Origin of the sequence: Paenarthrobacter sp. Z7-10, from assembly GCF_026932795.1 — a bacterium.
GTDB lineage: Bacteria > Actinomycetota > Actinomycetes > Actinomycetales > Micrococcaceae > Arthrobacter_M.
This window is the reverse complement of sequence record NZ_JADPVH010000102.1, coordinates 1-6830: the sequence shown is the minus strand read 5'-3', so window position 1 is coordinate 6830 and position 6830 is coordinate 1. Positions and strand designations below refer to the sequence as shown.

The window sequence follows — 6830 nt, the reverse complement described above, 5'->3', positions numbered from 1 at the left end:
TACAACCGCTGGCGCCCACACAGCCACAACAAAGGACTCCCACCGACCACCGCAATGACCAATTTCAAGCCAAACCAGCAATCGCTGCCAACCGCTGCCTAACCAACAAGAAACCAGCCGACTGTCTCACATCCTTGACACACCTCACACCTCTTCGAGCCAGAACGGTTCGAAACTCGCTTGAGCATATCGACCAACGCCTTGACGTGCGGCTTCTCTTCGGTTCGACGATCTTCGCGGACCGTACCGTCGGACCACAAAACGCGATCGGCGTACAAAACCAAGACCATACGGAGATAAACTTCAGAAGAATTGATCCGCAAACGAGCGAGTTTTGGGTGCTTGCCCACAGCGCATCCCTCGGTGATCTCGTAGATGAGATGCATCGGATGTCACAGATAGCGCAATCGACGATTCGCACGCTAACGCCCGGAAGCCAACCAGCGATGTCTAGCCCAGCGGCGTCATACACTCGGAGCAACAATGTAGCTGAATAGCGGGAGCCGCAGATGTCCAGTAATCGCCTCTTCGCCATGAGCCTGGAGTCTCGTATCCCTAGGGATACGAGACGTCTCACCGACCCGGCGACCGCTGTAGCGGCAATGCTCTAATTTTCGCGGAATGGTGTGGGTTTGTCCGTGACCGGCGATTCTCGTAACTACGTCTCGAAACCTTCTGGTTGAATCGGTGTATTCACCGTTAGTTATAAGACACCTCGGAGCAGCCCATGACGAAACTGATCGGCTACGCACGCGTTTCGACGCGGCAGCAGTCCACCGACCGGCAGCAGACGGACCTTCTGGCCGCCGGTATCCGACGCGATGACCTCTACATTGATCACGGGGTATCCGGGGCGCGAGCATCACGACCCCAGTTTGATCGGGCACTCGACGCGCTGATCGAGGGCGACACCCTCGTCATCACGACGCTGGATCGGCTCGGACGATCCACCCAGAACATGCTCACCTTCGCTGACGAACTCCGCGGCCGAGGCGCGGGCCTGCGCGTCCTGAACCTCGGCGGCGGCGACGTCGACACCGCAACACCCATGGGGTCGATGCTGTTCACAATCATGGCCGCCCTCGCGCAAATGGAACACGAGATCAAACGCGAACGCGTCACCGACTCCATCAGCAAACGCAGAGAAGCCGGAACAGACCTCGGCGGCCGGCCCCGCCGCATCACCGACAGCCAGATCCACAGTGCCCTCCGCCTCGTTAAAGGCGGGACACCGGCCGCACAAGTCGCACGCGACCTTGGCATGTCACGAGCAACCTTCTACCGCAGGTCCAAACGCAGGGTCGCTTGGTGGACACCCGGGATGGGACCGGCGGTGTAACAGGTCCTGTCCAAGCGAATACGTGGGTCTCCATCCAGGTTCTGGGCCAGGTGGGGATCCCCACCTCGGGCGCCAAAGCCGTCGTGGTGACATTGACAGGTCTTTTTTCACGCACAGATGGCTGGACCCAGCTGGCCTCCAACACGGATCGCCCCACCACGCAGACAACGAACCTCTACAGCGGATACAGCGATATTCTCTCCAACACCTCCATCGTCCCGATCGGGACAGATGGAAAGATCGCCCTGCGCACCTCTTCCACCCAGCAATACGTTATTGAAGTCCAGGGCTATTTCACTGCAGGTGACGTACCTGCTCCGGGCGGATACGTACCGATTACGAGCAGCCGGGTCATCGACAGCCGTGACGGTACGGGCATCCCGGCTGGGCAGTGGGTCGACGGTGACGTTAAAACGGTCACTTTGAAAAACGTCGCCGGTATCCCCGACACTGCGGGCGCGGTATTCGCCAATGTCATCCTCGTCAGCCAAGACCCTAACAACCTGACCCCCACCCTGTACCCCTACCCGGGTGGCGCTGCTGATCCGGTCACGCCACTGCATTTCCGTGGCGGAGTGACCACCGGTGTTGGCACCACCCTGGATATGAACGCGGCCGGTCAGGTGTCTTTTCGTGTGGGCTACAGCACCAGCCCCGTCGATGTGATTATCGATGTTGAAGGCTACTTCGACGGTCAAGCCAGCGACAGCACCTACCACTCCCTCGCCAGCCGCATCTACGACAGCCGCCCCGGCCAGCCCATCCCTGCCGGGGGGACCGTCGCTGTTCAGGTCGCCGGGGTTAACGGCCTTCCGGCTGCGTCCGCGGAACTGGCCGGTGTCACGATGAACATCACCGCCTTCAATTCAGGCGCCCCCACCACCGGGTGGTTCCGTGTCTACCCCTCCGATGAGGCAGAGCAGCCGCAAAGCCAGGTCAATTACCATACCGGAGCCGACGCAGTCTCCAACGTCATCGTTGTCCGGCCCGGGACCACGGATGGGAAAATCATTGTTCATAACCTGGGAACCGCACCAGCGGATCTCAGTATTGATGTTCAGGGCTGGTTCACCAACGCACACCTCCTGCCCCCGGAGGTGGGCGCCAATGGCGCGTCCTCGGGATCACGCGGAGCGGCGTCCATGGTCAGCCACCAGCTCTCCGACTCGGCCAGCCTGGCCTGGAATCCAACCAACGGCAACGTCGTCCTGACCGGCCGGCTGATGCACGTACGCGGCGTCGGCCAGGACATGAACCTTACCTGGCGGTATAACAGCCTCAACGACGCCCGCCCCACACTGAACGTGGGCAGGATCGAATCAGCCCTGCGCGTCAACACCGACACCGGGAACGTGACGTATACCGCCCCTGACGGCCGGCTGGTACACCTTTACCCCGGCGGCCGGCGGCGGGTACACCATGCCCCCGGGAATGAACGCCTCCCTGACCAATCCCGGGGTGAACGAATACCGGATCCGCTTCAACGATTCCGGCGTGGTCAACGTCTACACCGATGACGGGTCGAATTATTCCCTGGCCTACTCGATCGACGCCAACGTCACCAACCCGAACACGATCTCCTACACCTACACCAATGGGGTCCTCTCGGGTACAACAGATACTCAGGGCCGGTCCGTTTCCTACCTTTATGAGGACACCCGGAACCTGAACCAGCCCTCAAAAATCACCGACCAGTCCCTGAACCGCTCCGTCACACTTGAGTACAACGGCGGGCAGGGCCGGCTCTCCAAAGTCACCGACGCGACCGGCATCACCACGGCCTTCACCTACACGGCCGCCGGGAAGCTCTCCACCTACACCGACGGGCGCACAACAGCGACGGCAATTACCTACGACACCGCCAATAAAGCCACCACAATCACCTACGGCTCCGGTACCAGTGCCCAAAGCATCTGGACCGCCGCCTACCCCAGCACCACCACCTCAACGTTGAAGGACCCGAACAGCAAAACCGCGACCTACACCTACAACACGGCCCGGCAGGTAACATCCGTGCTGGACCCCAACGGCAATAACGTCTCCGGCGTCTTCGACAAGCACGACAACAACACCACCTCCACGGACGGCTTAGGTAACCTGACCACCTCGGCCTACAACACCACCAACAACCTCACCAGCATCACCTCCCCGGCCGGGGCCGCAGGCGGATCCGGAGGAGATGTGTCCTTCACCTACTCCTCCACCACCGGGGACCCCTTATCGAACTACCAGCCGGCGACAGCAACCAACAGCGAAGGCAAAACCACGACCGTCACCTATGACGCGAACACCCACGCCCCCTCCGTCACCACAAAACCGGGGCTGACCGGGACCATCAAGAACTACTATCAGGGCGACACTCTGGGCACGACCTGTGGAGCAAAGCCCGGATCTCTGTGCCGCACCATCGATGGGCAGGGCAACACGACCTCCCACGGGTACGACTCCCAGGGCAACCCGATCACCCTGGGCAGACCCGCACCCTTGGGCGTCATCACGAACACCTTTGACGCTGCCGGCCGCGTCACCACCACCAAGGATGGCAAAAACCAGAGCGCCACCTACACCTACGACGCCAACGACCGGCTGACCCAGACCCGCTACGGCTCCAGCTGCGTTGCTGCTTCCTGCGTGACCTACACCTACGACGCCAACGGCAACGTTGCCACCCGCACTGATGCTTCCGGCACCACCACCTATACCTATGACGCGCAGAACCGGGCCACCAGCAAAACAACCGGAACCACCACCACTAATCTGGCCTACGACGGTGCCTCCAACATCCTCACCTTCGTTGATCCGACCGGGACGGTGGCCTACAAATACGACGGCGCGAACCGGCTGACCTCCCTGGCAGAGCCGGGTGGCTCCTGCCCGGCCACACCGGCCTTCCCTAATACCACCAAATGCACCGGCTTCGGCTACGACAAGAACAACCGCCGAACGACCACGACCTACCCCAATGGTGTCAAGAACACGACCACGTTCGACAACGCCGGACGCACCACGGCCATCACCGCCACCAACAGCAGCGGCACTGTCCTGGCCAAACGCGCCTACACCTTCACGACCGGCGGCACCGGTAAAGATGGTGCCCTGAAAAAGACCACCACCACCGAAACCAACGCAGTCACCACGTACGCCTACGACGAACTCAACCGGCTCACCTCAGCCGTGCAGGGATCGACCACGGAAACCTGGGCCTACGACAAGAACGGCAACCGGGTCACCGCCACCAAAACCGGTCAACCTACCGTCCACTCCGCGTACAACGCCGCCGACCAGCTGTGCTGGACTGCCTCCTCAACAGGGAGCTGCGGCACCCCACCCACCGGTGCCACCAACTACACCTATGACGGCAACGGCAACACCACCAGCGGAGGTGCCGGAACAACAAACGCGTTCAACGTCTTCGACCAGGTCACCTCCACCACCACCGGCGGCAGCACCACAAACTTCGCCTACGCCGGACAGCGCAACGATGAACGCACCACATCCGGAAACACCAACTTCCTCAACGGAAGCCTCGGCATCACCACCCAAACCACGGCAGGCGCGACCACAGCGTTCATCCGCGACCCGGCCGGCACCCTGATCAGCATGCGCACCACGGCCGGCAGCTATTACTACACCACCGACACCCTGGGCTCCGTTATCCTGCTCACCGACAGCACCCAAGCCAGGGCCGCCACCTACGCCTACGATTCCTGGGGCAACACCACCACCACCGGAACCCAAGCCCCCAACAACCCCTGGCAATACGCCGGCGGCTACAAAGACACCACCACCGGATACACCAAATTCGGTGCCCGCTACTACAACCCCGCCCTGGGCCGCTTCACCCAAACCGACCCCTCCGGCCAAGAAGCCAACGCATACCTATACGCCGGCGCCGATCCTGTTAATTCGTCCGACCCGACAGGCTTGTACTCATGGGGAGACTTTTGGGGCGGAGTAGGCGGGGAAATTATTTCTGGTGTAGGTGGTGTCGTCGTAGGCGCCATAACCAAGACCACGCCTGCTGGCATAATCGGAGGGCTGGTTGTTGGGTGCTTGGGCGGAATCGTCTCCGAGGCAGTCGGAAACGGAATCAATGGACAGAGCACGTCAGGTGGGGACGTGGCCGGTTCATGTGCCGGGGGAGCCGTTACAGGTGTACTCGGTGGTGTCGCCGGGAATTTTGTAAGAAAGGGACTCGTACCATGACCTTGCTGCATTTCGAGGTACTCGTAATACGCAAACTGCCATGGGGCCAGTTACCACACGGCTCTTATTTAGGTCAAAAAGCCAAGCGGCGGCAATGATGAACAACATTTTTTTCTGGATTATGCTCCTCGCGGTAATTGCTGTGATCGGACAGCTAGCCTTTGGAGTTCAGCAGTTATTAACTCGTAAGAAGGTAATGACTAGAAAGCAATATTCAATTTTTCTGACAACATGTATAATCGGCATAATAGCCGGGTTCCTGATGACAATCCCCACGGCATAACTTGAAATGGCTGGTTTTTCGTAGGGTGGGCGCTGGCCGTGGCCGCATCAGGCTCCATGTTGAACTGAACATGGCTGCGGATGTCGGCTGAGAGTTTCTACATCGGCGCCAACCAGGAGGCGGCGGATGAACCCGAACTTGTGGCGGCCCTTGCACAAGACCGCGGGAGATAACCACGCCCCGGCGGTGCGGTATTCGTACCCCGGGGCTGTTCTCATTACAGTGGGATTTCATGGGCGGCAGCAACGACGGCGGACCGGCTAAGATCCCGAATCGGGTCGAGCGTGGGAATAGCAACTTGATTTGGCCCCGGGTTTGTCGCTTGTTTTGGCCCCACCCCGGGTAGGGGTTTTTGCGTGTTTGCCGCTGGTTGCGGCGGCGGTCAGCCTTTCTGCGCTTGGCGTGTGGTTTTGAGGCGGTAGGAATCGGTTCCGGTGTTGATGATGTGGCCTCTAAATGTCAGCCGGTCCACGATGGCCGCCGCCAGGCGGGGATCGGTGAAGGTCTGGCCCCACTCACTGAAATTCGCGTTGGAGGCGCCAGGCGATGGATGCCCGTTCTTCCCTGGCAGTGATGATCTGGAAAAGCAGCTCCGCGCCGTGGGTATCGAGTTTGACGTAGCCAACCTCGTCAAGGCAAAGCGAATCCAAACGCGCGTATTTAGCGACCAGCCGTGATAGTTCCTTGTTGTCGGCAGCCTCGACGAGCTCGTTGACCAGTGCCGCCGTGGTGATGTATCGGACCCGCCGTCCCTGCTCGGCCGCGGCGGTACCCAAACCGATGAGCAGATGGGTTTTGCCAGTGCCGGAATCCCCGAGCAGGACCAGGGGCTCCCCGGCATCGATCCAGGAACCACTGAGGTGTGTCAAGGATGTGAGACAGTCGGCTGGTTTCTTGTTGGTTAGGCAGCGGTTGGCAGCGATTGCTGGTTTGGCTTGAAATTGGTCATTGCGGTGGTCGGTGGGAGTCCTTTGTTGTGGCTGTGTGGGCGCCAGCGGTTGT

General features: G+C 60.5%; 3 protein-coding genes and 1 pseudogene. 3 read left to right on the top strand and 1 reads right to left on the bottom strand.

The window, feature by feature from the left end:
* The first annotated feature begins 727 nt into the window (after window positions 1–727).
* The 3 genes from IV498_RS18370 to IV498_RS18360 are packed head-to-tail and all read left to right on the top strand — an operon-like array spanning window position 728 to window position 5545.
* Window positions 728–1339: a recombinase family protein gene (locus IV498_RS18370; RefSeq protein WP_269048519.1), complete on the top strand. Its 612-nt coding sequence runs from the start codon at window positions 728–730 to the stop codon at window positions 1337–1339.
* Window positions 1309–2856, top strand: a complete 1548-nt coding sequence (locus tag IV498_RS18365) for a hypothetical protein (RefSeq protein WP_269048518.1) — start codon at window positions 1309–1311, stop codon at window positions 2854–2856. The genes IV498_RS18370 and IV498_RS18365 overlap by 31 nt, the downstream gene beginning before the upstream one ends.
* Window positions 2771–5545 carry an RHS repeat domain-containing protein gene (locus IV498_RS18360; protein WP_269048517.1) on the top strand — a complete coding sequence of 925 codons (2775 nt, stop codon included), beginning with the start codon at window positions 2771–2773 and terminating at the stop codon, window positions 5543–5545. The genes IV498_RS18365 and IV498_RS18360 overlap by 86 nt, the downstream gene beginning before the upstream one ends.
* A gap of 665 nt (window positions 5546–6210) precedes the next feature.
* On the opposite strand, the pseudogene IV498_RS18355 reads toward IV498_RS18360, so the two are convergent.
* A pseudogene (locus tag IV498_RS18355) lies at window positions 6211–6694 on the bottom strand (ATP-binding protein); the annotation flags it as partial.
* Window positions 6695–6830: the final 136 nt, after the last annotated feature.

Coding starts and splice junctions, on each gene's coding strand:
- IV498_RS18360 (WP_269048517.1), top strand. CDS start 2,771: ATGAACGCCTCCCTGACCAATCCCGGGGTGAACGAATACCGGATCCGC.
- IV498_RS18370 (WP_269048519.1), top strand. CDS start 728: ATGACGAAACTGATCGGCTACGCACGCGTTTCGACGCGGCAGCAGTCC.